At 72.0% G+C, this 24,356-nt stretch carries 22 protein-coding genes; 7 read left to right on the top strand and 15 right to left on the bottom strand.

The window, feature by feature from the left end; genetic code table 11:
* Window positions 1-153: 153 nt before the first annotated feature.
* Complete coding sequence (locus tag WMF29_RS45920; protein WP_437326353.1) at window positions 154-2,010, bottom strand: S49 family peptidase; 1,857 nt, start codon at window positions 2,008-2,010, stop codon at window positions 154-156.
* Window positions 2,003-4,132, bottom strand: coding sequence for a zinc-ribbon domain-containing protein (locus tag WMF29_RS45915; protein WP_437326352.1), 2,130 nt, complete (start codon window positions 4,130-4,132; stop codon window positions 2,003-2,005). The genes WMF29_RS45920 and WMF29_RS45915 overlap by 8 nt, the downstream gene beginning before the upstream one ends.
* A gap of 500 nt (window positions 4,133-4,632) precedes the next feature.
* On the opposite strand from WMF29_RS45915, the gene WMF29_RS45910 reads away from it, so the two are divergent.
* The 3 genes from WMF29_RS45910 (at window position 4,633) to WMF29_RS45900 (ending at window position 6,970) form a co-directional block, all read left to right on the top strand.
* Window positions 4,633-5,754, top strand: coding sequence for a hypothetical protein (locus WMF29_RS45910; protein WP_437326351.1), 1,122 nt, complete (start codon window positions 4,633-4,635; stop codon window positions 5,752-5,754).
* Window positions 5,755-5,945: 191 nt separating this feature from the next.
* Window positions 5,946-6,263 carry a YtxH domain-containing protein gene (locus WMF29_RS45905; protein ID WP_437326350.1) on the top strand — a complete coding sequence of 106 codons (318 nt, stop codon included), beginning with the start codon at window positions 5,946-5,948 and terminating at the stop codon, window positions 6,261-6,263.
* A 188-nt stretch (window positions 6,264-6,451) separates the two neighbouring features.
* Window positions 6,452-6,970, top strand: coding sequence for a hypothetical protein (locus tag WMF29_RS45900; RefSeq protein ID WP_437326349.1), 519 nt, complete (start codon window positions 6,452-6,454; stop codon window positions 6,968-6,970).
* A gap of 236 nt (window positions 6,971-7,206) precedes the next feature.
* On the opposite strand, the gene WMF29_RS45895 is transcribed toward WMF29_RS45900, so the two are convergent.
* From WMF29_RS45895 to WMF29_RS45880, 4 genes are all read right to left on the bottom strand, one after another.
* Window positions 7,207-7,518 carry a hypothetical protein gene (locus WMF29_RS45895; protein ID WP_437326348.1) on the bottom strand — a complete coding sequence of 104 codons (312 nt, stop codon included), beginning with the start codon at window positions 7,516-7,518 and terminating at the stop codon, window positions 7,207-7,209.
* Window positions 7,519-7,528: 10 nt separating this feature from the next.
* On the bottom strand, window positions 7,529-7,738 hold the full coding sequence (locus tag WMF29_RS45890; protein WP_437326347.1) for a hypothetical protein: 210 nt from the start codon (window positions 7,736-7,738) through the stop codon (window positions 7,529-7,531).
* Window positions 7,739-8,106: 368 nt separating this feature from the next.
* Entirely contained in the window at window positions 8,107-8,820 is a 714-nt protein-coding gene (locus WMF29_RS45885; RefSeq protein WP_437326346.1) for an HAD family hydrolase, read from the bottom strand.
* A 2-nt stretch (window positions 8,821-8,822) separates the two neighbouring features.
* Window positions 8,823-10,601 (bottom strand): AMP-dependent synthetase/ligase, encoded by a 1,779-nt coding sequence (locus WMF29_RS45880; RefSeq protein WP_437326345.1) that lies wholly within the window; start codon window positions 10,599-10,601, stop codon window positions 8,823-8,825.
* 367 nt (window positions 10,602-10,968) lie between these two features.
* Here WMF29_RS45880 and WMF29_RS45875 point away from each other — a divergent pair, with 367 nt between their 5' ends.
* Window positions 10,969-12,960: a serine/threonine protein kinase gene (locus WMF29_RS45875; protein ID WP_437326344.1), complete on the top strand. Its 1,992-nt coding sequence runs from the start codon at window positions 10,969-10,971 to the stop codon at window positions 12,958-12,960.
* 23 nt (window positions 12,961-12,983) lie between these two features.
* Here the strand turns inward: WMF29_RS45875 and WMF29_RS45870 are convergent, their stop codons facing one another.
* The 4 genes from WMF29_RS45870 to WMF29_RS45855 form a co-directional block, all read right to left on the bottom strand.
* Complete coding sequence (locus tag WMF29_RS45870; protein WP_437326343.1) at window positions 12,984-13,679, bottom strand: hypothetical protein; 696 nt, start codon at window positions 13,677-13,679, stop codon at window positions 12,984-12,986.
* Between the two features lie 117 nt (window positions 13,680-13,796).
* Window positions 13,797-14,156 carry a YXWGXW repeat-containing protein gene (locus WMF29_RS45865; protein WP_437326342.1) on the bottom strand — a complete coding sequence of 120 codons (360 nt, stop codon included), beginning with the start codon at window positions 14,154-14,156 and terminating at the stop codon, window positions 13,797-13,799.
* Entirely contained in the window at window positions 14,153-15,115 is a 963-nt protein-coding gene (locus WMF29_RS45860) for a prepilin peptidase (RefSeq protein ID WP_437331242.1), read from the bottom strand. The genes WMF29_RS45865 and WMF29_RS45860 overlap by 4 nt, the downstream gene beginning before the upstream one ends.
* A gap of 10 nt (window positions 15,116-15,125) precedes the next feature.
* Entirely contained in the window at window positions 15,126-15,389 is a 264-nt protein-coding gene (locus tag WMF29_RS45855) for a hypothetical protein (protein ID WP_437326341.1), read from the bottom strand.
* A gap of 86 nt (window positions 15,390-15,475) precedes the next feature.
* Between WMF29_RS45855 and WMF29_RS45850 the strand changes: the two genes are divergently transcribed.
* Entirely contained in the window at window positions 15,476-16,762 is a 1,287-nt protein-coding gene (locus tag WMF29_RS45850) for a formylglycine-generating enzyme family protein (RefSeq protein WP_437326340.1), read from the top strand.
* 42 nt (window positions 16,763-16,804) lie between these two features.
* Here the strand turns inward: WMF29_RS45850 and WMF29_RS45845 are convergent, their stop codons facing one another.
* The 5 genes from WMF29_RS45845 to WMF29_RS45825 all read right to left on the bottom strand — a co-directional run bounded on the left by WMF29_RS45845 (window position 16,805) and on the right by WMF29_RS45825 (window position 21,978).
* On the bottom strand, window positions 16,805-17,245 hold the full coding sequence (locus WMF29_RS45845) for a YbjN domain-containing protein (protein WP_437326339.1): 441 nt from the start codon (window positions 17,243-17,245) through the stop codon (window positions 16,805-16,807).
* A gap of 91 nt (window positions 17,246-17,336) precedes the next feature.
* A complete protein-coding gene (locus WMF29_RS45840; RefSeq protein WP_437326338.1) occupies window positions 17,337-18,527 on the bottom strand; it encodes a hypothetical protein in 1,191 nt (396 codons plus the stop codon).
* Window positions 18,524-19,588, bottom strand: a complete 1,065-nt coding sequence (locus tag WMF29_RS45835; RefSeq protein WP_437326337.1) for an alpha/beta fold hydrolase — start codon at window positions 19,586-19,588, stop codon at window positions 18,524-18,526. The genes WMF29_RS45840 and WMF29_RS45835 overlap by 4 nt, the downstream gene beginning before the upstream one ends.
* A gap of 42 nt (window positions 19,589-19,630) precedes the next feature.
* Window positions 19,631-19,861, bottom strand: coding sequence for a TIGR04563 family protein (locus tag WMF29_RS45830; RefSeq protein WP_012241296.1), 231 nt, complete (start codon window positions 19,859-19,861; stop codon window positions 19,631-19,633).
* Window positions 19,862-19,995: 134 nt separating this feature from the next.
* A complete protein-coding gene (locus tag WMF29_RS45825; RefSeq protein WP_437326336.1) occupies window positions 19,996-21,978 on the bottom strand; it encodes an aconitase family protein in 1,983 nt (660 codons plus the stop codon).
* 239 nt (window positions 21,979-22,217) lie between these two features.
* Between WMF29_RS45825 and WMF29_RS45820 the strand changes: the two genes are divergently transcribed.
* A complete protein-coding gene (locus WMF29_RS45820; RefSeq protein WP_437326335.1) occupies window positions 22,218-23,567 on the top strand; it encodes a protoporphyrinogen/coproporphyrinogen oxidase in 1,350 nt (449 codons plus the stop codon).
* Window positions 23,564-24,307: a glycosyltransferase gene (locus WMF29_RS45815; RefSeq protein ID WP_437326334.1), complete on the top strand. Its 744-nt coding sequence runs from the start codon at window positions 23,564-23,566 to the stop codon at window positions 24,305-24,307. Before WMF29_RS45820 ends, WMF29_RS45815 begins: the two co-directional genes overlap by 4 nt.
* Window positions 24,308-24,356 lie beyond the last annotated feature (49 nt).

Raw genomic sequence — 24,356 nt, 5'->3', positions numbered from 1 at the left:
GCGAATGCAGCGACCTCCTCGCGCCCGACGCTGATGCTGCCCGATCCGGAGGTGAAGAGCTCATTTCGGCGACCCGCTTCGGGTGTGCTGAACCCGCTCAGCCTACCAGAACGACCGAGGTACAAGGCCAATCTTCAGGTGCAATCTCGCGCTTTACCGGAGCGTCACCGCGAACGGTAACACCGTGAGCGCCCTCTCTCCGGCCAGGAGAGGCGCCATGGAGGCGGCGAATGTCCCCACCTCCGGCGCGACGCCGAGCCACTCCGGCAGGAGGACGGAAGCCATCGCCTCCCGCGCGCGCTCCCTGAGCGCCGCGCGGTCGGGAGCCCGCGCGCTGCCCTCGCTGGCTTCGTCGCCGGTCGCCAGGAGCTCCAGCAGCCCGCCGTCGTCCTGCTCGATCTCGACCGGCGCATCCGTCGGCAGCACCGCCAGCTCGCGCGCGAGCGCGATCGCTCGCTCCAGGCCGCCGAGCTCATCGACGAGCGAGCGCCCTGCGGCCTCGACCCCGCCGAAGATGCGCCCCTCCGCCGACGGCGCGATCGTCTCCAGCGGGAGGTTCCGTCCGGCCGTGATGCGCTTCAGGAACAGATCGTAAACCGCCTCCATGGAGGCGAGCACGCGGGCGCGTGTGGGCTCGTCCCAGGGTGTGAGCGCCGACATGTACGCGGCGCGCGCTGCCCGCTGAGGATCCGGGTTGGCCGCGACCGTCTCTGCGTTGATCCCGATGTCCGCAAGCGCCTTCCCGACGGCGAACTTGCCGCCCACGACGCCTATCGAGCCGATGATGCTCGTCCGCTCGGCGACGATCTTGGTGCCAGCGCAGGCGAGGTAGTAGCCGCCGCTCGCGGCCATCCCGCCGATCGAGACGACCAGCGGCTTCTTCTGCCGCAGCCGCATCAGCTTCTGCCAGAGCAGATCCGAGGCCAGCGCCGATCCGCCGGGCGAGTCGATCCGGAGCACGACCGCCTTCACGCTCGGATCCTCGGTGAGGCGCGTGATCGTTTGCCCGAGCTCGCGCTCGCCGATCCCGTCCGACGAGCCGATGGGCATCCCCTTGGCGCTCATGGTGATGCCGCCGATCGCCGGGACGACCGTCACGTGCGGCGTCCCCAGCGAGCTCGCCCCGGAGACCGACCGGAACACGTCCACGAGGCTCCGGGAGAGGCTCGCATCGCGCGGGGCGCCGCCGAACCGCGGCACGGAGCGCTCGGTGCCGGCGAGCTTCTTCGCGTCCTCGGTCGCGGACTCGAAATCGCCGATCTCGTCCACGAGCGCCCTCGCCTTCGCCTCCTCAGGAGCGAACGGGCCGTCCTCGAGGGCCTCCCGGAGCTCCTCCTTGCCGCGCCCCTCCACGATGGCCGAGAGCCACGCCTCACGGACCCCGCCGAGCGCGGACTCGAGCGATCGGCGCGCCTCGGGGCTCGCCCCTTCCCGCGTGAACGGCTCGCTCGCGCCCTTGAACTTCCCCACCTGGAGGAAGTCGACGTCCACGTTGAGCTTGTCGAGGAGCCCCTTCGCGAACACCAGCTGCGCCGCGATCCCCACCGTGTCGACCTGCCCCGCAGGGCTGAGCCAGAGCTTGCTGCACGCGATGGACGCCAGCAGCATGGTCGCGTTGTTGTACTCGTCCGCGTGGCACACGACCGGTCGCCCCGACGCGCGGACATCGCCGAGGATCCGGCCGATCTCGTGGGCCCGCGCGAACGCGAGGCGCGCGCTCCCGAGCCGCACGAGGAACCCCTTCGCGCTCGGGGACCCGGAGAGCGCTCGCAACGACTGCACGAGCTGCACGTGGGTCCTGCCGCTCGGCGGGCCGAACAGCGACGCTGACGCGCTCTCGGGGAGCCCGCGCGAGAGATCGATCTCGATGACCGCCGGCTCGTCGAGGCCCGCCGCGGGCGGCGCCGGCAGCGCCGCTCGCTCTCTCCCGCTGCACCCTGCCATCGATGCCGCCACGGCGAGGGCGCCGACGCCGGTCCATCGCACCCCTCGAGCTCGGCGCTTACTCATGCTTCATTCCAGGCAGATCCGAGGTGTCGACCGGCGGCGTCGTCGCCCCGGGCGTGGCGGTCGGCGGCGGATGCACGCCGGGGAGATCGCTCGTATCGATGGCGCCGCCCGGGGCGACGTAGTCGTCGGGCACGCGGCCGTCGTCCGGCTCCGGCTCCGGCCCGCGCCGAACGCGCCCCGGCGGGCTCGCGGGAGGAGCGCTCGCCGCGGTCGATGGGCTCGGCGGAGGAGAGCCCGCGCGCGGGCTCTCCGCGCGCGCGCTCGACGCCGGCTCGGCGACGCTGCCTGGCTCCCCCTGCGCCTTCTCGAGCCGGTCGATGAAGGCCCGGAGCGGGCGCGCGAGCAGGTGCGGCCGGCTCGTCGCCAGCAGGCGCTCGTTCTCGGCGCGCGCGGCCGCGAGATCGCCGGACCTCGCGAGCGCATAGACGAGCAGCGCCCGCGCTCGCCCGGGGCTCTGCTCGATGCTCGCCGCCGTCCGGAGCCGCTCGACGACGGCGGCCCAGCTCGGATGAGCCTCCGCGAGATCGAGCGCGGCCAGCGTCAGCGCGCTCTCCGGCTGCGCGCTCTCGGCCGAGATCGCGCCGACGAGCTTCCGTGCGGAGGCGAGATCGCCCTGCATGCGGAGCAGATCGATCGCCGCGCGGGTCACCTCGGCGTTCGCCGGCGCGACGCGCCGCGCGTGCTCGACCTCCTTGCGGGCGCGCTCGATCGCGACGTCGAGATCGTGCCGCACCGTGTCCAGATCCGCGTCCCCTGCGGCGAGCAGCTGCAGCCGCAGCCACCGCACGTCCGCGTTCACCGTCTCGACCCGGGCCAGCGCCGCCGCGACGCGCGGGTCGTCCTCGGCGAGCGCGCTCGCCTTGACGAGCTTGTCCCTCGCCGTCTCCGGATCCCCCTCGGCCAGGCTCCGCTCGCCCTCGGCGAGCAGCGCCGAGACGCGATCGTCGCTCGGCGCAGGCCGGGTCTGGACGGCCGGCTTGAGGTACTTCGGCCCGAGGGTCGCCGCGCTCACCACCATGAGGCCGACGACGATGAGACCGACGACCCACCGCGCGATCCCCGTCCTCCTCGAGGGCAGCGACGTGATCCCGGCATCGCCGTCCCCCTCGTCGACGTAGGAGGGACGCCCCTCGGGCTCCACGGCTGCGGTCGGCGACCCCGACGTCGCTGCCCTCCGCGCGGCGTGGTCCTCGCTCGCCGCGCGCGGCGACCCGCGCCGCGCCACGGGGGCTTCTTCTCCCGGGCTGTCGGCGGACGCGACCGCGCGCTCGAGGCGTGCCGGGGAAACGCTGTTCGGGATCCGCAGCGGCACGGCCCCGGCGGCGCGCCCCTGCCCTTCGCCGCCGGCGTCCGCGGGCCCGGGCCTGACGCTGCCCTGGCGCACCTCGGCGACCCCCGCGCCGCGGAGGGTCCGCGGCTCCTGCCGGCGCGCGGGGTGCCCGTCCGGCAGCGGCGGCGCCTCTTCCGGCGGCACCACCACCCCGGGCAGCGCGCTCGGCTTCGTCATCACCCGCGCGGGGGCGCTGGCCTCGGAATCGTAGGCCGCGGTCTGCGCGCCGCGGCGCGGCGACGGGCGCTCCTTGCCCGACTGGACCTCCCGCACGTCCCGAACGATCGTCTCGGCGTCGTGGATGGACTCGGGGGCGGCGTCCGCGTCGCTCTCCGCCCGCGGGAGCGGGATCGCGACCGAGCCCTCGGTCTGCGCCGGCGCCGGACCGCCGAGCCCTGGAGGCGTCAGCGACCTCGAGCGGCCAGGGAACGGCGAGGGCCCGCCGATGCCCAGCGCGGTCCCGGCCATCACGATGCCGCCCGGCCCCTTGAAGAACGGCTCCAGCTCCGCGATCGACCCGAGCCGCCGCGGCCTCGCGTTGCCGCGCGAGATCACATCGTCGCGGGTGATCTGGCCCTGGGTGATCGCCGCCTGGAGCTCCCGGAGCATCTTGAACTCGAGCTCCCGGCCGCCGAGCGTGCGCACCACCCACTTCTCGGGGAGCGCGCCGTCGGTGCGGCGGACCTTGAACTGGAAGCCGCAGTTCGTGCACTTGACCGTCGTGCCGCGCTCCGACACGAGCGCGTCGTCGAACTCGTACTCGGTGCTGCAACGCTCGCAGGTGACATCCATCTGCTCGACCGGTCCCCGTGTCCTCGCGAACGGCTGGCCCCCCAGGCGCGAGCCTGCCGGGGTTCCTCGTTCGGAGGTAGCCGCCCGGAACTCGGCGGAACGGTAGCACGGGTTCCCCTGTGCGCCCCAAAGGGTCGCGCTGCGCCGCGCCATCCTCCGCTTTCCCCCGCGGTTCAGGGTTCACGGTCGTCTGCGGCCCCCCTGTCCCCCCGACGCAGCGGCCGCCGCGGCGTGACCCTCCGCGAGGCGCGGCACCTCGGGGCCAGGCCGCGCCTCGGGGCCAGGCCGCGCCTCGCCTCGCCGCGCGCGGAGGCCACATGCCGACGTGAACGCGGCTTCACGGCGAGCGCGCGATCGGCCGAAATACGCGCCGAAATACGCCGCGACTCGCCAGGCTTGTGTGGGGCATGTCGCTTGCTACGCTCGTCCGGTCGCGACCGTCACGCGCGAGGGCGCGGCTCCTCGACGCCGGGCGGCCGAATGCTTTCGGGAGACGGTGAATGAAGCGACTTACTCTGCTGGGTCTCGCGAGCGTGCTGGCGCCCCTCCTCGCGGGTTGCCCCATCTACGACGACAACGCCGACAGCCACTTCTGTGATGCAGAGGACTGCGGGCCCAGCATCCCGAGCGGCTGTAACGAGCCAGCCGACTGCGGGATCAACGAGACCTGCGGCAAGGACAACGAATGCCACATCGGCGACTGCACGACCTGGGGGTGTAGCCGGGGCTTCGAGTGCGTCATCGCCGACGACCACACCGCCGCCTGCGTCGCGAGCGGCACCTCCGGGGAGGGGGGCAGCGGCGGAGCCCCGGGCGACGTCGTGTACTGCGGCAACCCGGACGACTGCGCCGATGGCGAGACCTGCGCGCCGGATGGCACGTGTCAGCCCGGCAGCTGCGATCAGGTCCTTCCGAGCGGCGAGCCGCTCGGGTGCATCCACGGCTATGTCTGCGAGGGCGACGACGCCGATGCGACCTGCGTGCCGGCGACCCCGGCCGCGTGCGGCGCCGACGCCGACTGCGCCCGCCTCGGCCCTGACTACCTCTGCGTCAGCGGCATCTGCACCGCGCCTCAGGACCAGTGCTTCGATCAGACGCAGTGTCCGGTCAACGACAAGTGCGTCGAGGGCAAATGCACGCCGGCCTGCAGCGAGGATGCGGACTGCCCCAGCAGCTACCGTTGCGACGCGACGCTCGGCATCTGCTCCCACCCTGCGCAGCCCTGCGTCATCACGGACGACTGCGGCGGCCCCTCTGCCGTCTGCGTCGACGGCGCCTGTGTTCCGAGGAGCGACGGCGCCAGCTGCCCCGAGGGCGACGTCTGGGTCGAGAACGGCTGCATCCCGAATCAGTCGAGCAACTTCGTGTGCGGCGAGGATGGAGCGCAGGACGTCTGCGCGCCGGGGTCGATCTGTCTGCACCACAGCTGCTACATCTCGTGCGACCAGCCGAACCCGAACGCCTGCGACAACCAGTCGCCCTCGCTGAGCGAGTGCAGGACCGTGGCGACGTTCTCCGGCGAGCACCAGGTCTGCGGGTCGAGCGACAACCTCGGCGGCGACTGCGATCCCGAGACGCCCTGCAGCGAAGGCAAGATCTGCATCGACGGCTTCTGCCGGTAACGCTGCGGCGCTCCTCCGCCGCGCTCGCATCTCGGAGCAGGGAAGCCCCCCTGCCCTGCCCCCTCCGTGCGCAATATGCCCTTGGCATGCGCGCTGCCTCACGTCCCGCCGGTCACTGTTCCAGCCACGTGAATCCACGCTGAGGGCTACGCGTTACGCGCCCCCACGCGATGCGAACCGACGGAGCCACAATGAAGGCAGACGATCTCGTCAATTACATGGCCGATATGTTCCCCTACAAGAGAAGGAGCTCACTCGACTGGATCGTTCCGGTGTCGGTCGGGCTCGGCCTCGGCGTCGCCCTCGGCGTCGGGGTCGGCGTCCTGGTCGCGCCGACGTCGGGTGACGAGGCTCGCCGCCGGCTGCGCGACAGCACGAGCCGGCTGCGCGAGCGCGCGGAGAGAGCCAAGGATCGCGCCCTGGGCGCTGCGCAGCGGACCCAGCACGAGATCCAGGAGAAGGTCCAGGAGAGCGCCGGCTCGTACTCCAACGAGCTCGGCGCCCGCTGAGCGAGCTCCAGGGGGGCGCGAAGGCGCCGCACCGCCACGCGCGGAGCGGCGCCTTCCATCATTTCCCGGGATGTGCTCCAGCAGCCGAGCGACATCTGCGCAGCCGGAGCGGCACAAGCGATGCTTTTCCGAGAGCAGATGGATTGAACGAGACACCTCGCGAACCGCGGCACAGGGGCACTCGTCGAATGATGTATTACCGGACGCTCACTGCATTCTTCCCAGGTCGCACGGAAGCCGCGGGCGCACTTGGCCGCCTCCTCGCCCTGGGCGTCGCGGCCGAAGACATCAGCATGGTGCCAAGGCAGCACTCCCGTCTGGACGAGATCGAGCTGACGATCCACAGCAAGGCGTCCGAAGGAGCCGCCCTGGGCGCTGTGATTGGAGGGCTCGTCGGGGGTACGCTCGCCGCGATCACGGCTGGAGGCGCGCTGATCATTCCGCGGCTCGACGCGTTCCTGGCGGGGCCCATCGTCGCGTGCCTCGCTGGAGCGGGCGCCGCTGGCGCGGCCGGCACCCTGCTCGGCGCCGTCCTCGGTGCGCGCCTGCCCGAGTACGAGGCGCGCCGGCTCGACGACGGCAGCGGCGCCGGCGGCGGCGCGTTGCTCTCCGTGCGGTGCTTGCCCGACGTTTCCCGCAGCGTCGAAGAGGTGCTGAGCGAGAGCGGCGGTCGCCGCATCCGCAAGACCTACAGCCGCAGGACCTGAAGGACGCGCGCCCGGCGTGGCGTGGCCCGGCGACCTCGCGAACTCGCAACAGGCGAGCCGCGCCCCGTGGAGAGCGCGTGCACCACGTGCGAACGCGGCCAGGACGCGCCCATGATGGAACCGCCAAGCCGCCGAGGACGCCAAGAGAACCTCAAAGATCTTGGCGTGTTTGGCGTCCTTGGCCGTTCAAACGACCCACCTTCAGCCGGAGTACCGCGCCGCAGGTCGCTGCTGGATCAGGGCGACGAGCCGAGATGGCTCTGGGATCGCGTCTGCTCATCGAAGACGAGCTCGACCGCCTGAGCCAAGGCGCTCTTGGCGTAGCTGCGCGTCGCGAGCGACCCGAGCCTGCTGAGCATGCGCGGCGTCAGGCCCCCGCCGAGCAGGAACCCCAGCCCAGCCGCCGCCGCGAGCGCCACGTGCGGGTTGTCGCGCGCGAACGCCGAGACCGCCCGCGTGACCTCCGCCGCGTCGAGTCGGCTGAGCGCGTCGTTCACCATCTCCCGAGCGTCGCGCTCCCGTTCGGCCTCGACATCGCGTGCTGTCATGATGACCTCCTCAACTCAGCCGTGTAACGACCCGTCCGATCAGGTAGCCCACGGCCGCCACCGCGAGGAGCGTGGCCACAGGGCGCTCTTGCACGAGCGAGACGAGCCGCTCGTCCGCGCGGCGGACCTCGCCGAAGAGGCGAGGGACGGCGGCGGGAACGTTCGCGCGCCGGTCCCGGCGTCCGGACTCTTGTTCGATGTCTGCATCGTTGGCGATCATCGTGAACCGGTCTCCAGCAATGCCCGAACCACCGCGCAACGTGCATCGGCTGCACGATCCGGAGACAGACCCAGCGGCGCGGGGCAGCGGGGCGAGGAGAGCCAGGAGAGAAGCGCGCGCGACGAGCGCGGGGCGGAGCGCCTTCCGGGACGTTCGTGCTCACGGACGGAAGGGCGAGTGGGCAACGCGCTTGTGGACCTCGCGACCTCGCGACCTCGCGCGCCAGCGCCGCGCTTGCGGGCCGCGCTCGCCAGGGTGACGGTCCGTGGAGATCGCGCTGGCCGCACGACGGCGCGCGGCGCAGCGCACGCGCTAGAAGCGGACGCCGAACGCCCGGAGCGCGCAGCGCAGCGCACGCGCTACACGCGCTAGAAGCGGACGCCGAACGCCCGGAGCGCGCCGCGCAGCGCCTCCGCGCCGTCGCACACCGCCACCCGCTCGGCCTGGGGCACCTCCGCAGCCCTCGTCGGCTCCCCCTTGAACCAGACGGCCCGCATCCCTGCCGCGACAGCGCCGCCGACGTCGGCGGCGAGGGAATCGCCGACGTGGACCACCGCGGCGAGCGGCGCGCCGAGGCGCTCGGCCGTCCACGCGAAGATCTCCCTGCCCGGCTTCTCGAACCCGAGCCGCCCCGAGTCCGCCACCGCCACGAAGTGCGCCGACCAGCCGAGCTCTTCGATCAGCTCCTCGAGCCGGCCCTCCGAGTTCGACAGCACAGCGACCGGCACGCTGGCCTGCCGGAGCTCGATCACGACGTCGATCATCCCCGCGATCGGCCGGCGCCAGAGGTTCTTCCGGGGCTGCTCCGTCCAGAGCCAGTCGACCGCCGCGTCGAGCGCGCTGGCCTCGACGCCGCCCGCCTCGAGCAGGCGGCGCATCATGATCTTCCACGGGTGGCCGCCGAGCCCGCGCTGGATCGCCTCGTTGTACGCGCGCCAGCCCTCGTCCACCGCCCCGTCCAGCCGCTCCCGAGGCGCGCCGATGCCCCGCTCGGCGAGGCGGGCGGAGAGCAGCCTGGTGTCGAGCTCCACCAGGGTCTGGCCGAAGTCGAAAGAGACGGCTGTAGCAGGCTCGTTGCGCATGATTACTCGGCGTACATCGCCTCGATCTCGCGCGCAAAATTCTGGCTCACATTGCGCCGCTTGATCTTGAGCGTCGGCGTCAGCTCGCCGTCCTCGATGGTGAAGCCGCGCGGCAGGATCGAGAACTTCTTGATCGTCTCGACCTGCCCGAGCTCGCCGTTCACCTCGTCGACGGCCCGCTGCACGGCCTCCCTGATCTCCGGCGACGCGCGCGAGAGATCGCGGCCGAGCCCGCGCTCCGCCGAGAGGCGCTTCACCGCGTCGGGGGCCAGCACGAGCAGGGCCGTGAGGAACTTGCGCCCATCGCCGACGACCACCGCCTCGGCGATGAGGTCGTGGCGCTTGAGCGCCTCCTCGATGTTCTTGGGCGAGATGTTCTTCCCGCCGGCCGTGATGAGGATCTCCTTCTTCCGCCCGGTGATGTGGAGGAACCCCTCCTCGTCGAATCGGCCGAGATCCCCCGAGTGGAGCCAGCCGTCGACCAGGGCCTGCGCGGTCGCCTCTGGCTCCTTGTAGTAGCCGAGGAACACGGTCGGCCCCTTCACGAGGATCTCGCCGTCGTCCGCGATCTTCACGTCCATGCCTGGCACCGACGGCCCCACGGAGCCGAGCTTCGTCCTGCCCGGCACGTTGTAGCTCGTCGCGCCGGTCACCTCGGACTGGCCGTAGACCTCGGTGATCAGGATGTCGAGCGACGCGAAGAACTCGAGGACCTCCTTCGCGATGGGGGCCGCGCCGCTGCTGAACGCGTGCGTCCGGCCGAGCCCCACGGCCTCCTTCACCTTCGCGTAGACCAGCTTGTCGAAGGCGCGGTGCTGGAGCGCGAGCAGCGGCCCCGGCTGCTCGCCTCGGGCGCGGAGCTCGCTGTGCTGGAGCCCGACGCGCCGCGCCTGCTCGAGCGTGATCTTCTGCAACCCCTTCGCGCCGGAGAGCTTCGCGTCGATCCCGGCCCTCAGCTTCTCCCAGACGCGCGGGACCCCGAAGAAGACGGTAGGCCGCACCTCCTTGAGGTTGTCGGCGAGCGCCGCCATCGACTCGGCGAAGTACACGGCCGCGCCGATCGAGGCCGGGATGTGGATCGTGAACATCTGCTCGGCGACGTGCGAAAGAGGCAGGTAGGACAGCCCGATGTCCCGGGACGAGAACGGGACGATGCGCGCCGCCATGTCCGCCGAGCGCGTCAGGTTCTCATGGCTCAGCATGACCCCCTTCGGCGGCCCCACCGTCCCGGAGGTGTAGAGCAGCGTCGCGAGGCCCCTCGGCTCCAGCGCGTCGAGCCGCTGCTCGAGCAGCTCGTCCGGGACGCGGTCGCCCCGCGCGAGGAGCTCCTCCCAGGCCAGGATCCGCGGATCACCCGCGGGCTCCGCGCCCCGCATCAGCACCACCCACGAGAGCCGCGGCAGCCGATCCCACTGGCTCAGCACCTTCTCCAGCTGGGCCCTGTCCTCGACCAGCACCACCTGCGACCCCGCATGGTGCACGACGTGGCGCACCTCCTCGGGCGAGCACGTCGTGTAGATGCCCGCGGGAGCGCCCCCGATCGCCATGCAGGCCACGTGGAGCACCGCCCACTCGGGCCGGTTGAAGCCGAGGAGGCCGACCGTGGCGCCGGGCTCGAGGCCGAGCGCGAGCAGCGCCTTGCCGGCGCGCCGCACCTCGCCCGCGTACTCCCGGAAGCTGGTCATCCTCCAGAAGCCCCCCTCCTTGACGTAGTGGGCAGGAGCCTCGGGGCGCACCTTCGCCTGGCCTAGCAGGCGCCGCGGAATCGAGTCACAGGGCATCGAGCTACCTCGTTCACGGGCAAGAGTGCGCAATCACAGGCGAATTTTCCTGCACCCTCCCGAGGTCCGGGACCGCCTGGGGGAGTGACGCCCCGCACAGTAGCAGCAGACGCCGCGGCGTTCTGAGCGTGAAACGTTCCCGCCGGGCGCTTCTGTCCGGCGGCGCTCCGAGCGCGCGCTCGGCGGATCGCGCGCTCGATCGCGCGCTGGTGCAGGCCGAGCGCGCGGCGGTCCTCGCTGCGGTTACGGGCGGGACGCCGGCTCGCCGTCATGGGCGAGCCGCTCGTCATCCGCCCGCTGCCGCGCAAACGCCGGCCCGCGCTGTCGTCAGCTTGACTGCACGTCTTCGGATCAGGACCATTCGGCGGTGGGCGAGCGCAAAGGGACGATCGAGGAGGCTGACTGGGCGGCGGACTCCGCCCGCAGCAACGAGCTCGCCGCCTCGGGCCCGCCGGAGCGCGTGCGGGCAGCGCTCGACGGCGGGACCCTGGTCTCCAGGCAGGGGCTCGTCCCCGCGCCCGAGCCCCCGCCCACCGTCCAGGTGCGGCGCCCGGACCGCGACGCGCCGACCACGGTCGGCCGGGATGCGCCGCCGGACGCGCCGCCGTCGCCCTCGGATCGGCACGCGCGGAGCTTCGGAAAATACAGGTTCATCGCGACGCTCGGTCACGGGGGCATGGCGGACGTGCACCTGGCGGTCGCGGTGGGGCCGGCGGGCTTCAGCAAGCTGCAGGTCATCAAGCGCCTCCGGCCCAACATCGCCGACGAGCCCGAGTTCCGGGACATGCTGCTCGACGAGGCCCGCCTCGCCGCTCGCCTGAACCACCGCAACGTGGTGCAGACCAACGAGGTCGGCCTCGCGGACGGCGAGTACTTCATCGCGATGGAGTACCTCGACGGGCAGCCGCTGAGCCGGGTGATCTCCCGCGCGCGAGAGCAAGCGCGGGCGATCCCGTTCGCCGTCCAGTTCTGGATCCTCAGCGAGGTGCTGGCCGGCCTCCACTACGCCCACGAGCTCGTCGACTACGACGGGACGCCGCTCAACGTCGTCCACCGCGACATCAGCCCCCACAACATCTTCGTCACCTACGACGGGCAGGTGAAGATCGTCGATTTCGGGATCGCGCTCGCCGCGCACCGCCTCGTCGAGACGCAGACCGGCACGATGAAGGGCAAGGTCGCGTACATGGCGCCGGAGCAAGCGTTCTCGCACTCTTCCCAGATCGATCGGCGCGCGGATGTCTTCTCGGCCGGCGTCATCCTCTGGGAGATGCTCGCCGGCCGCCGCCTCTGGCGTGGGCTGTCGGATCCGCAGATCATCTCGCGCCTGATGCGGGACATCCCGGACCTGCGGTCCGCGCGCCCCGAGGTGCCCGTCGAGCTCGCGCGCATCTGCGCCAAGGCGCTCGCGCATTCACCCGGCGAGCGCTATTCGACGGCCGCCGCCTTCCGCGCGGAGCTCGATCGCTACGCGGAACGCCTGGAAGGGCAGGTGACGGCCGAGCAGCTCGGCGCGCTCATGCGCGAGCTGTTCGCCAGCGAGCGGTCCGAGATCCGGGCGATCATCGATCGCCAGCTCAAGCAGCTGCAGGAGCACGGCGCGGACGCGGGAAGCGCGGGGCTCGCCGGCCGCGCGCCGAGGCTGCCGTCGCTGCCAGGGCGCGATCCGCTCGACTCGGATCCTCCTGCGCAGGAGGAGGGGGCGACCACGGGCTCTTCGCCGTCGGCGCCCACACGTCCCCTCCACCGCTCGAGCGCTCCGCAAGCGACGCTCCACGCCGTCGTGCGGACCGAGCCGGCCACGGCCGTTCAGCCCGCGCCGGCGCCGCGGCGCTCCCGGTTGCCGCTCGTCGCGTTCGCAGCGGTCATCGCGCTGGTCGGCGCCGCGACGCTGTACCTGAAGCTGCGCGCTCCCGTCCAGCAGAGCCTCCGCGCGACCGCGCCGCCGGCCCAGAGCGCGCCGCCCGCGCCGGAGCCCTCCCCGCCCCGCGCCGAGGCCTCGCCGCCGTCCGCCGCGAGCAGCGCTCCACGCGAGGAGACCGACGCGTCGCTCCTCCGCGCCTCGATCAAGGCGAGCCCTGCCAGCGCGAAGATCTTCGTCGACGGGGTGGAGCTCCCCTCGAACCCGTTCGACGGCAAGCTGATCAAGGACGGCGCGGCGCACCGGATCGAGGTCTCCGCGCCGGGCCACGCCGCGCAGCGACGGATGCTCGTGTTCGATCGGGACATCGAGCTCGAGGTGACGCTCTCGCACGCGCAGAGAGGACCGGCCCCCGCGACCACGGCGACCTCGAAGGTCGTCAAGCCCCCCGTCGAGGCGGATCCGACCGTCCCGCCGCCGAAGCCCGATCCCTACTGACGCGCGGGGCCCGCGGGCGAACGTTACAGATCTCGGTAACCGATCGGCGGCTCGACGAGCTTCGCCGCCTTGGCGACGCCGCGGAACACGTAGTCGGAGTAGCTGTAAGGCCCGTCCGACCACACGAGGAAATCGTCCGCGAGCACCCCGTTGGGCGCTCCCTCGCAGAGCTCCGGCGCCGCCATGACGGGACCTTCGTTGTAGATCGGGGCCGACGCGTTGACCGCCTCCTCGGCCTCTTCCATGGCCGCCAGCGCGCCGGCGTGCCGGTCGGCGTCGAGCTCGTCGACGGGGTACAGCTCCCAGTCGAGCAGCACGAGCTCCGGGTGCGGGGGCTCGTTCGGGGCCGACGCGAAGGGGGCGTGCGTGGCCTCGGGGAGGCCCGTCCGCGCGAGCGCCTCGAGCAGGCGGCTGCGGTAGCGCAGCGCCGCGTCATCCGGGGTCCAGAACGCCGTGAGGACCGCGATCACGTCCTCGGTCTTCGCCTCTCGCCACAGCGAAGGGTCGCGCGAGCCGAGCTCGAGCGCGCGCTCCTTCTGGAGGCGCGCCTGGAAGGCCGCCGCGTGCGGCGCGAACTCCGGCAGCTCGGCCAGGGCGTGATCGACGGACCAGTGGAGCCGATGATCGACCTCGCGCACGTACCGGTGCTTGCCGAGGGCGCGGAGGAGTCGGGCGATTTCGTCGGGTGTGCGCGCTGCGAACGACCAGGCAAGCATCATGGGGCAAGGCTCATCGATCCGTGCAGGGGATGGCACGCCGAGCTGGCTCGCCGATGCCGATCGGGCGGCAGGCACCTCGGCACGGGGTGAATTCCCATCGCTCGGCCGCGGTGTCGATCACTTCTTGCCGGGGAGGTGCCACACGCCGGCGAACCACACCAGGGATCCGTCTGAGCGGCGCACGGTGGTGGCAGGCGCGAAGTACGCGCCCGGCGGGGCGGCCTCCCATCGTCCCTGCTGCCACGCCCAGCGGCGGCTCCGCCACTGCCACTCACCGTCGATCCACACATCGCCCGGCCGCTCGGACGGCGAGATGATCTCGACCCGCGCAGGCGGCGGAGGGTACGGCACGACCACCGTCGTCTCGCTCGGCAGGTGAGGGCCGGTCGGAGGCAGCGGGAGCGAGCTGCCGCAGCCCGCGAGCACCAGGAGCGACGCGAGCGGGATCCGGAGCGCGCGGCGCAGAGCGGCGTTCATCCTGCGTCGATCCAGGCGAGATACGCGTCCAGGACATCACGGCCGACGAGCAGGCACTCCAGCGTCGCGAGCGCGAGGAACGGGCCGAACGCCATGCGGGCCTGACCGAACCCTTCGCGAGGCTCCTCCGCGAGCGGATCTTGCGCCAGCTCTTCCTCGGCGGCGGCCCGCTCCTCGGGGGACATGGCCGCGAGCTCGGCGCGGATCTGCTCCCGCTCGAGGCGCACCGCCTCGGGCTCCTCGATGCTCCCGCGCAGGAGCAGCATGGCGATCGCCATGATCGAGCCCTGGATGGCGCCGGCGCCGAGCACGAACAGGGCGCCCCCCCAGCCGAACCACGCGCCCGCCAGCATGAGGAGCTTGGCGTCGCCGAGGCCCATGCCGACGCGGCCGCCGCGGATCCGCGGGTAGAGCACGACGAACGGCAGCCAGACGATGCCGAAGCCGACCGCCGCGCCGACGAGGGCGTCGACGAAGCCCATCGACCGCAGCGACGCGGTCGCGACGCCGAGCACCGCGCCGCCGAGGGTGATCGAGTCGGGGATGAACATGTGCTCGAGGTCGATGAACGTCGCCGCGAGCAGCCCGAGCGCGAGCGCCAGGTCGGCGGTGTACGTGGCGAGCGCGTGGAGGGCCGGCGTCGTCCCGGGGAGCCGGAGGATGATGACCTCGATGATCGCGAGCGAGAGCAAACCGCCCGCCGCCTCCACCAGGGGATACCGCGGCGACACGGGCGCACCGCAGCAGCGCGCGCGGCCGCGCAGCAGCAGGTAGCTGAGGACGGGGATGTTGTCGTAGGCGCGGATCGGCGCGCCGCACGCCGGGCAGCACGAGCCCGGACGGACGACGCTGAGCTCGCGCGGGACGCGGTGGATGACGACGTTGAGGAAGCTCCCCCACAGCAGGCCGAAGCAGAGCCCGAAGGCGCGCAGGAACCACGGAGGGAAATCGGCGAGCATCACCTGGGGCTCATGTCCTCGGGCTCGACGCGGCGAGCCGGAGCATCATCGTGAGCGCCTGCTCCAGCTCCGCGATCGTGGGTTGCACGGGGTTCTCGGCGAGCGCCGCCTTGAGGTCGACGAGGCGGCCGCCGAGCTCCTGGTAGTGCCGGCGCACGCCCTCGGTCGGCGCCTCGGCGACCCACCGCCTCACGATCTCGCGCAGCTCGTCGAGCTCGCTGCCAGCGAGGAGCTGCGCCATCTGCGAGGCCATCGGATCCGGTGCGCCGCTCACGCCCTGCCCCATCCGGGCCAGCATAGCGCGGGCACTTTGACGGGCGAGGGGTCCTGCGACATAAGGCGAGGCGCTTTCGAGGAACCGTGCCGACGAGGACGCCTGCCGTTGCCCTGATCCTGCTCGCCGCCGGCATCGCCGGAGGGGCCGGCTGCAGCCGCGCCGAGCAGCGAGAGCCCGGGGAGAATCGCGCGGACGGAGGCGCCCCGCAGGCGCCCGCGCCGCAAGGGAAGGTGCTCGAGGCGGCCGAGAACGAGTCGCCCGCTGCGAGCGCGACGCCGCGGGCCGGCGCCGCGGCGGCCGGGCCCGCGCGGATCGAGATCCCCGCCGGAAAGCTCGTCGCGGGCAGCACGCCCGGCGACAAGGGGCGCGATCCGACGCTCGAGCCGGCGTTGCTCGACGTCGAGCTGGGCGGCTTCACCGTCGATCGCACCCCGTACCCGAACGATCCTGCGCAGGCTCCGCTCACCGGGGTGACGCGGGCGCGCGCCTCGGAGCTCTGCCAGCAGGCCGGCGGGAGGCTGTGCACCGAGCTCGAGTGGGAGCGCGCGTGCAAGGGCCCCGAGGGGACGCCCTACGCGGGCGGCGCGGCGTGGGACCCGGCGTGCGCCAAGGCGCCCGCGTCGTGCGCATCCGGGTTCGGCGTCGTCGGCATGGGCGCCGCGCTGCGCGAGTGGACCGCGAGCGACATCGCGCCGATCGAGAACCTCCAGCCCAAGGCCGCCGCCGTGCGCGGGGCCACCGCGAGCGCGAGCGCCGTGGATCACCGGTGCGCGCGCCGTGCGGCGGTCGATCCGGCGGTGTCGGGCGACGACATCGGCTTCCGGTGCTGCCACGGCGCGCCGAACGCGGCGTCGATCCCGTCGCCGCAGTGGCAGCAGACGTTCCGGCGCGCGGAGATCGGGCCGCAGCAGGTCGCAGAGCTGCTCGCGTCGGTGCCGCAGCTGCGCGACCTCGGCGGGAAGATCTCCTTCTTCAAGGAGCCCGACGACGCGAACGCCGTGCTCAGCCGAGGCCGGACGCGGCTCTCGCCGAGCGGCGCTCCGGCGAGCCAGCCCGAGGCGGGCCCGCCCCCGAACACGACGCTCACGACGTCTCCGCTGCTCTGGAGCCCGGTCCCGGGCGAGGAGGTGCTCGTCGTGACGGGAAAGGCCGACGACGACGCGTTCATCGTCGCGTTCCTGAAGCTCCCTGGAGACCGCTACCGCATCGCGTCGTCGCTGCTGCTCAAGGACGACCCGGGGCCGCTCGCGCTCGGGTTCAACGGCTACGTGCGGCGACGGCTCGCGTGGGCGACCTGCTGGGACTGCCGCGGCGAATCCGGCAACATCACCTACCGGGACGACAACCGCGTGGTGATCACGCAGAAGTGACCCCGCGGCGGCGCGGACCGGACACCGACACGCCCCGGCGCCTCAGGTGTCGGCGCCGAGCAGCGTGTGCCGGTAGGTCGTACCGTATTCGATGATCCGCTCGACCGCGTCGACGAACTCCGAGCGATCGAGCGACTCGGTGGGCAGCTCGGCGCACAGCAGGATCTCGTTCCGATCATCGAGGGCGAACTTGGCGACGCGCATGTCGCGGTTGGCCTCGAGCAGGTGACGGAGCAACCCGAGCACCTGGCCGGTGTCCTCGGCCAGGGTGGGCACCACAGCGCCGTCGTGCTGCGTGTCGAGCAGATCGAGCACGCCGAACATCGAGAGCACGACCCAGTTCTCGGTGCACTGGACGTAGAACGGAGGGAGCTCGACGACCCCTTCCTCGTGCGGACGGATGCGCAGGGTCGACGGCTTCGTCAGCTCGGCGCTGTAGCCGATCTCCTCCGTCCAGCGCTGCAGGGTCGCGACGTCGATCACGGGGTGATGTAATCGCCCTGCCGCCGCCGGAGATCAAGATGCGGCGCGCGGGAAGCCCTCTCGCAGCGACGAGCGCTGGAGGCGGGGGGCGCTAGAGGCTGAGCACGGCGTCCTCTCCCCGGTCGGCGAGCTTCGCCGCGATCAGGCTGAGCAGCGCTTGCCTCCGCTCCTCGAGCTCGACGAGCGCGCGCGGCGGCACCAGCTCCTCCTCGATGCCGCCGGGGCGCAGCGCCGCGGCGGCCTCCTCGGGGCCGAAGCGCGCGAGCGCATCGCGAAGGGCCCGGGGGAACCGCACCGCCTCCACGAGGCGCTCGAGCTGCCGGTCGAGCTCGTGCGCCTTCACGTGCAGCGGGAAGGCGCTCGCGTTGGCCTCCAGGCTGAGCGCTCCCGCGTGCACGTCGATGACGATCTCCTTCCGAAGCCCGTTGCCCGCCAGGTAATCGAGCACCAGCACCTCCAGGTAGTCGCGGAGGATGGCCGCGCGCTCGCCGCGCACGGGCGACGGCGACCGAGCCCAGCGCGCCCACACATCGAGCTCGGGCGCGTCGCCGAAGCGCACGGACCGCCGGCGAGACGAGACCCAGCGCGGGCCGGGCGGACCGGGAGCGGGCGCGAGGACCAGCGCGTCGACCGTCCCGTCGTTCATGACGGCGAAGCGACGCAGCAGCTTGCGAGCGTTCGGCTCCCGGCCGAGGAGGGCCGCGAGCTCACCGATGCCGATGCGCCGCGCCGCTGCCGCGGGCACGACATGCGCGCCGAGCGCCTTCGCCATGCGGTAGAACGCGAGCGGGCGCCGGAACGCGAGCGGGGCCTTCTTCTGCGCCGGCGCGAGCTTCACCTTCACCTCGCGCGGGGCCGCTCCTTCCACGGGTGCGCCCAGCGCGAGCGTCGCCTCGAACCGGCCGTCCGCCACCTTGCCCGTGAGCCGCAGCGCGCGCAGGGGCGAACGCTGGAGGGCGCGCGCGACGCGCACGTCCCCCGCGGCCCAGGCGCTCGACGCGGGAGGCGCGCGCGGCTCGGCCGGCGCGCGCGGCTCGGCCGGCGCGCGCGGCTCGGCTGGCTGGCGTGTCGGAGGCGCGCCGATCGCGGGCGCGCTCTCATCGTCGACGAGCGGGGCGATCGCGCCGACGGACCCGTCGCTGCGCTCGGACGATGGTCGCGCGCACGAGAGCGCGAGCAGCGCCGCCGCGACGAGCATGCGCTGCGCCCCAACGCCGCCGAGGCGAGGCAGAAGTCCGCGCGCCGATCCGGGGGCGCGCAGGTCGCGCGCGCACCGGCTCATCCGTCCTTCGAGAGCCCGCGCGGATGGTCCGGCGAGGACCCCTCCTCGGCGAGGCGCTGCGACGACGCCTCCTCGGCCAGCGACCGCGAGCGCCCGTCCTCGGTCGGAGCCTGCAAGCCCGACGCCCGCGCGCTCGCCCCGAGCGATGCGCCGCCGATGACGCGCTCGAGGAGGAACTGCTCCACGCGCTCGATGACCATCTTCTTGCGCTCCAGCGGGACGACGTGCGTGCCGCCGCTCACCATCATCAGCTCTCCGCGCGGCAGCGCCGCCGCCATCTCCTCTGCGAGCCGAGGCGGGGTGAACGTGTCGCGATCGCCCGCGATCACGAGCGCGGGCACGTCGATCTGCGGGAGCAGATCGAGCGTCGAGTGCTCGCCGGCGCTGCGCAGCATGTGGAGGAACATCGAAAAATCGATGTCGACCATGTGCCGCATGTACGGCAGCAGATCCGCCGGGGTGACCGCGCTCGCGTCGACCTCCCGCGTGAGCAGCGCGATCCGCAGCGCCATCGGCGCCGGCACGCGGCTCCAGATCGCGCGAGCGATGTGCGGGTACGCGTCGACCTGCTCGATCAGGCGCGGCAAGAGCTGCGCGAGCACGTCCGTGCCCTTGAAGTGGTGCGTGATCCTGCCGGACGAGCCGCAGATCAGCACGAGCCCGCGCACCCCTTCGCGGTGGGTCCGCAGGTGCTCCAGGACGACCTGGCAACCCATCGAGTGCCCGAAGAGCACCACGGGGCCGTCGCCGATCGACGCGCGCACTGCAGCGAGATCGCTGGCGTGATCGCTCAGCTCGACCGCCTGCGGATCACCAGGCAAGCTGCTCCGACCGTGGCCGCGATAGTTCCAGTGGGCGACGTTGACCGTACGGGCCAGGTCGTCCCAGAGGTACTTCCAGATGAAGCCGTCGCATGCAATGCCGTCGCAGAGCACCGCGGTGAGGCGTCCCGAGCCCGCCCCGACCCCGCTGGCAAAGCTTCCGCTGCCGCCGGGACCTTCCCGGTAGCGGACGTAAATCCGCGTACCGTCCTTCCCGGCGGCGAAAAGCTCTCGACCCATCGATCCCCGAGCGACGCGGCTTACGCGAGGCTCGCGGCGATGTTAGTCGCCGCTGTCCTCGTCGTCAGCCACGTCATTGACACTCGGAAGCTTTTTGATGTCTATCCGCGCCAGCTTCCACGCGCGCTGCACAACCCAAGAAAGCGAGCGATCGAGCCGCGCCGCTTCCTCCTTGATTTCCTGCAGCATCGACTCCGGAAAGTAGAGGCTCTGCTTCCGCTTGTCCGTCTTCGAGGCTTCGTTGTTTTTCGCCAGCGTGTCCTTGTCGGTCATACGCTCTTGGGGCTCCTCCCGATCCGCCACAGAAGAGCACCTTAGCGTACGGTGCACTTCCGTGGAAAGCATTCGTTTTTCCATGATGCCGATTGCGGCCACTATGTGTGTATTACCGCGATAGGCGCTCTGCGTCATGATTCCGGGAATGCGATCTTCCCCGCAATCGCGCTCGCCGCGACGATGAGGGGACTGGCCAGGTAGACCTGGCCGGGTCCGCTTCGTCCCGGGAAGTTCCGGTTGATGGCCGAGACCGTGACCTGTTCCTTGCGGTCGGATACACCGGGGCCGGCCTTGATGCACGCGCCGCAGGAGGGGTCGACGAGCTCGGCGCCGGCTTTCTCGAAGATCTCGAGGTAGCCCTTGGCCTCGGCGTAGCGGCGGATGTCCTGCGAGCCGAACTGGATGTAGAGGTGCACGCCGTCAGCGACGCGCTTGCCCCGCTCGACCGCCTGGCGCAGCACGGACGCGTACATGTCCATGTCGGCCTTCTTGCCGCCCGTGCACGACCCTCCGTACGCGATGTCGATCTTCACCGGACCGCCGGCGAGCTCGTCGAGCGACCGCAGCGGCACGCCGTTCCGCGGATCGCCCGGCGTCGCGACCATCGGCTCGACCGACGCGAGATCGACGTCGAACGTCGCCATGTACTCCGCGCCTGGATCGGCGCGCACGATGCGCGCGCGCACGTCCTCCGCGGCGAGCCCGCGCTGCTCGACGAGGTAGCGCACGATCTCCTCGTCGGCCTCGATGATCCCCGTGAAGCCGCCCGCCTCGACCGCCATGTTGGTGAGCGTCGCCCGCTCGTCGAGGCCCATCGCGCGGACGCCATCGCCGGCGAACTCGAGCACCTTGCCGATGCCCTGGCCCGTCTTCCAGAACGGCTGCGAGAGCAGGAACAGCATCACGTCCTTCGCCGTGACCCCCGGCCCGAGCCGCCCGGTCAGGTTGAAGCGCACCGACTGCGGCACCGCGACGCGGACGTCGCGCGTGAGCCACGCGTTCGCCATGTCCGTCGATCCGACGCCGAACGCGAAGCACCCGAGCGCCCCCGCCATGCAGGTGTGCGAGTCGGTCCCGGCGACGATCTGCCCTGGCAGCGCGAGCTCCTCGATCACCTTGTTGTGGCAGATGGCCTCCGAGCCCACGGTCCTGCCGTCGCGCTCGACCTCGCCGTACAGCTTGATCCCGTGCCGCTCGGTGAACGCCTGCTGCACCGTCGCGAGCGAGGCCGCCTGCTCCCGCAGGCCGAGCCTGAGGTGAGCCTCCGGCATCACGCGATCGAGGAACGTCAGGTGATCCCGGAAGGCGAAGACGCTCTCCGGCTCGGTGACGACCGCGTCCGGCCCGACGCCCGCCCGGAAGAGCGACTCGGCCATCGGCGTGACGTACTCGTGCGAGAAGCGCACATCGATGCGGGCGAAGAGCGCGTCTCCAGGCTTCACCGCGGGGACGCCGATCTTCCCTGCCCGGGCGTCCACGATCGCGTGCGCCGCGATGATCTTCTCGCACAGCGTCATCGGCCGCGGCGGCGTGGCCAGGGTGGGCGGCGAGACCTCGCCGGCCATCCGCGCCTTGTTGTAGGTGAAGAGGCCACCGTACTCGACGACGTCGGCGCTGATCGGGTCGAGCCCGCGGGTGAACTCGCCGATCGGGATCTCGTCGCCCCGCGCGATCCGGTCGAGGAGCGAGAAATCGGTCGTCGTGAGCAGCCCGATGTTCTGGCAGTTCTGGCCGTAGATCTTCTCGATGCTGCGCGCGACGACGATCTGGATCCCCGCCTCGCGCTCCGAGTACGGCGCCGTCTCGCGCGAGCTGCCGCACCCCTTCGAGCGCCCGCTGACGATGACGCCGAAGCCGCCGTTCTTGATGGCGTCGCGCTCGATGTGCCCGCCGCGCAGCCCGACCAGGCAGTAACGGGCGAGCGTCTCGTCGTAGTAGTAACAGACCCAGCCCGGCGTGAGCTCGTCGGTCGAGATGTTGTCGATCAGCGCGTGCTGCTCGGGATCGAAGCGAAGCTCGCCGCCCGCCAGCTGCTGTTTCAGGAGCGCCGGGTCCTCGGTCAGGTAGAGGGTCCTCCCGGTGACTTGAACGGACTTCCGGCGGGGGATCGGCATCTGCACCTCGGACGCCCTGGGACGCGCGGCGCGCGCTGGGACCTCTCCACACCTAGTCGCTCTGGGCGGAGGCGCCAACGGCGCTCTTTGCGCGGCGCGCGTGGAGCTCCGCGCGGCTTACGTCGAATTACGTCGAAGGCGGGAAATCCAGCATGCGCCGAGGAGCGCCGGGACGGCAGCGTGCCTTGACGACGCACCAGGGAGATGGTGTCTTCGCGGCCGCGGCCGGGCCGCGAGCGATGACCCGACCCACGATCTCCAGCGTTCCCGTCGCGATCCTCGGCGCCGGCCTGACGGGCATGGCAGCGGCGTACCACCTGGGGCGGGCCGGCGTGCCGCACCGGGTGTTCGAGCGCCTGCCGCGCCCGGGCGGCCACGCGATCACGCTCGAGGACGCCGGCTTCCGCTTCGATCGGACAGGGCATCTCCTCCACCTGCGGGACCCCGCGACCCGTGAGCTCGCGCTGGGGTGGCTGGGCCCCGACCCGCTCGAGATCGAGCGGCGTTCGATGATCTGGTCGAACGGCACGTACACCCGCTATCCGTTCCAGGCGAACACCTTCGGCCTGCCGCCCGCGGTGGCCTACGACTGCCTCCGCGGCTTCGTCGAGGCGCACTTCGCCAAGGACAGACCTCAGCCAAGGAACTTCGAGGAGTTCTGTCTGGCGCACTTCGGCGAGGGGATCAGCCGCCACTTCATGATCCCCTACAACAGCCGCCTCTGGGGGGTGCACCCGAGCGAGATCACCGCCGACTGGTGCTCCCGCTTCGTCCCGATACCGAAGCTGGAGGACGTGCTCGCCGGAGCGGTCGGGCTGAACGATCGGGAGCTCGGCTACAACGCGAGGTTTCTCTACCCGCGGCTGGGCATCGGACAGCTGACGCACGGGCTCGCGCGGGCGCTCGCCGAGCAGCGGCCGCGGGACGCGGGAACGCCGGCGATCGAGCTCAGCCGGGCTCCCAGGTCGATCGACTGGCGCGCGCGCGAGCTCGTGTTCGACGACGAGGTCGTCCGGTACGACGTGCTCGTCTCGTCCGCGCCGCTGCCCGCGCTCGTCAGGCTCCTCTCGGACGCGCCTCGCGCCGTGGGCGAGGCGGCTTCCCGGCTGCGCTGCACGCACCTCTACTACCTCGATGTGGCGCTCGACACACCGTGCGGGCAGCCGCTGCACTGGGTGTACGTCCCGGAGGCGAAGTACCCGTTCTACCGCGTGGGCTGCTACTCCCACTTCTCCGCCGCCATGGCCCCGCCGGGCAAGGCCGGCCTCTACGTCGAGCTCGCCGATCGCGCCGAGCCCGATCTCGCGGCGCTGCTCCCCCGCGTCGCCGAAGGCCTCGTCGAGATGGGCCTCATTCCCGCCCCGAGCGCCATCCGCTTCGCCCGCCTGCGCCGCATCGACCACGCGTACGTCGTGTTCGATCACAGCTACTTCGGCTCGCTGGAGGCGGTGCGGCCGTTCCTCGAGGGCCAGCGCATCCTCTCGTGCGGGCGCTACGGCGGCTGGAACTACTCCTCGATGGAGGACGCGCTCCACTTCGGGCGCGACGCGGCGCACCGCGCGCAGGCGCTCCTCGGAGGCGCGCCGTGAGCACAGCCGAGCCTGGCCGCGGGGATGCGGACGGATCGCCGGAGATCTCAATCGTCATCCCCGTTTACAACGAGGAGGCGATCCTCCACGCCGCCGTCGTGGATCTGCGCGAGCGGCTCTCGCCGCTCGGCTGGCGCTGGGAGCTCGTGCTCGCCGAGAACGGCTCGTACGACGGGACCCTCGGCATCGCCGGCGAGCTCGAGCGCAAGTACCCGGAGGTGAGGCACTTCTCGATCGGCGAGCCGAACTACGGGGCCGCGCTCCGCGCGGGCATCGAGCGGGCGCGCGGGCGCTTCGTGCTCTGCGACGAGATCGACCTCTGCGACGTCGATTTCCACCGCCGCGCCATCGCGATGCTGCGGGCAGGCGGCATCGACATGGTGATCGGGTCCAAGCTCATCCAGGGGGCGCGCGACGATCGCCCCTGGGCGCGGCACGCGGCGAGCCAGGTGTACAACGGGCTCCTCCGCGCAACGCTCGGCTTCCGTGGGACGGACACGCACGGGCTCAAGGCGTTCCTGCGCGAGCCGCTCCTCGCGGTCGCGCGCGACTGCGTCGTGGACAAGGACGTCTTCGCCAGCGAGCTCGTCATCCGCGCCTACCGCGCTGGCCTGCGGATCGAGGAGATCCCCGTCCGCGTGCTGGAGAAGCGGCGCCCCTCGATCAACCTCACCCGCCGCGTCCCGAACGTGCTGCGCAGCCTCGCGAAGCTGACCTGGGCCATCCGGGTCCGCGGCTGACGGCCGGCTCCTCCAGCATTCGCAGCGCCGCGCGCGAGGCCGGGCCCGC

Origin of the sequence: Sorangium sp. So ce381 (assembly GCF_051473845.1) — a bacterium.
GTDB lineage: Bacteria > Myxococcota_A > Polyangia > Polyangiales > Polyangiaceae > Sorangium > Sorangium atrum.
The sequence above is the reverse complement of the archived record's forward strand: the minus strand, read 5'-3'. Positions and strand labels throughout refer to the sequence as shown.

What these genes read in the sequence shown, in the direction of transcription:
- WMF29_RS45920 (WP_437326353.1), bottom strand. Translation starts at nt 2,010, where the DNA reads ATGAGTAAGCGCCGAGCTCGAGGGGTGCGATGGACCGGCGTCGGCGCC.
- WMF29_RS45915 (WP_437326352.1), bottom strand. Translation starts at nt 4,132, where the DNA reads ATGGATGTCACCTGCGAGCGTTGCAGCACCGAGTACGAGTTCGACGAC.
- WMF29_RS45910 (WP_437326351.1), top strand. Translation starts at nt 4,633, where the DNA reads ATGAAGCGACTTACTCTGCTGGGTCTCGCGAGCGTGCTGGCGCCCCTC.
- WMF29_RS45905 (WP_437326350.1), top strand. Translation starts at nt 5,946, where the DNA reads ATGAAGGCAGACGATCTCGTCAATTACATGGCCGATATGTTCCCCTAC.
- WMF29_RS45900 (WP_437326349.1), top strand. Translation starts at nt 6,452, where the DNA reads ATGATGTATTACCGGACGCTCACTGCATTCTTCCCAGGTCGCACGGAA.
- WMF29_RS45895 (WP_437326348.1), bottom strand. Translation starts at nt 7,518, where the DNA reads ATGACAGCACGCGATGTCGAGGCCGAACGGGAGCGCGACGCTCGGGAG.
- WMF29_RS45890 (WP_437326347.1), bottom strand. Translation starts at nt 7,738, where the DNA reads ATGATCGCCAACGATGCAGACATCGAACAAGAGTCCGGACGCCGGGAC.
- WMF29_RS45885 (WP_437326346.1), bottom strand. Translation starts at nt 8,820, where the DNA reads ATGCGCAACGAGCCTGCTACAGCCGTCTCTTTCGACTTCGGCCAGACC.
- WMF29_RS45880 (WP_437326345.1), bottom strand. Translation starts at nt 10,601, where the DNA reads ATGCCCTGTGACTCGATTCCGCGGCGCCTGCTAGGCCAGGCGAAGGTG.
- WMF29_RS45870 (WP_437326343.1), bottom strand. Translation starts at nt 13,679, where the DNA reads ATGATGCTTGCCTGGTCGTTCGCAGCGCGCACACCCGACGAAATCGCC.
- WMF29_RS45865 (WP_437326342.1), bottom strand. Translation starts at nt 14,156, where the DNA reads ATGAACGCCGCTCTGCGCCGCGCGCTCCGGATCCCGCTCGCGTCGCTC.
- WMF29_RS45860 (WP_437331242.1), bottom strand. Translation starts at nt 15,115, where the DNA reads ATGCTCGCCGATTTCCCTCCGTGGTTCCTGCGCGCCTTCGGGCTCTGC.
- WMF29_RS45840 (WP_437326338.1), bottom strand. Translation starts at nt 18,527, where the DNA reads ATGAGCCGGTGCGCGCGCGACCTGCGCGCCCCCGGATCGGCGCGCGGA.
- WMF29_RS45835 (WP_437326337.1), bottom strand. Translation starts at nt 19,588, where the DNA reads ATGGGTCGAGAGCTTTTCGCCGCCGGGAAGGACGGTACGCGGATTTAC.
- WMF29_RS45830 (WP_012241296.1), bottom strand. Translation starts at nt 19,861, where the DNA reads ATGACCGACAAGGACACGCTGGCGAAAAACAACGAAGCCTCGAAGACG.
- WMF29_RS45825 (WP_437326336.1), bottom strand. Translation starts at nt 21,978, where the DNA reads ATGCCGATCCCCCGCCGGAAGTCCGTTCAAGTCACCGGGAGGACCCTC.
- WMF29_RS45820 (WP_437326335.1), top strand. Translation starts at nt 22,218, where the DNA reads ATGACCCGACCCACGATCTCCAGCGTTCCCGTCGCGATCCTCGGCGCC.